This is a genomic window from Corynebacterium sp. LK14, assembly GCF_008042215.1.
GTDB classification, from domain to species: Bacteria; Actinomycetota; Actinomycetes; order Mycobacteriales; family Mycobacteriaceae; genus Corynebacterium; species Corynebacterium striatum.
In genome coordinates this window covers 1-348 of record NZ_NOVQ01000031.1, presented here as the reverse complement: position 1 = coordinate 348, position 348 = coordinate 1, and the positions used below count along the sequence as shown (strand labels likewise).

Annotated in this window: 1 pseudogene; it reads right to left on the bottom strand. The window is 48.3% G+C overall.

Annotated features, from left to right (window positions below):
- Positions 1–348 (bottom strand): annotated as a pseudogene (locus CHU71_RS12705) (IS3 family transposase); the annotation flags it as partial.

Below are 348 nucleotides of genomic sequence, written 5' to 3'. Positions count from 1 at the left end.
TATGCGTGCGACCTTCTTGTGATTTATCGGGCCGAAATCCGTATCACTGTTGAGGCTTGCAGCGATGCGTTTAGCACCATAAAGCCCGTGCTCATCATCGAAGATGGTCTTGATTCTTGCACCAATAACGGCATCAGAATACATCTTTAACCTGCGCTTTTCACGGGTTTGGACCCATTTATAAAACGAGGAGCGATTGAGCTTTAACACCTGGCACATCCGCTTAACCGAGTACTCGGTTCGGTGGTCATAGACAAACTGGAAGCGGATCACCAGCGTGTCTCTTCGGCAAAATATTTGGCAGCCTTGCGCAGAATATCGCGTTCTTCGCGCAACTTAGAGACTTCT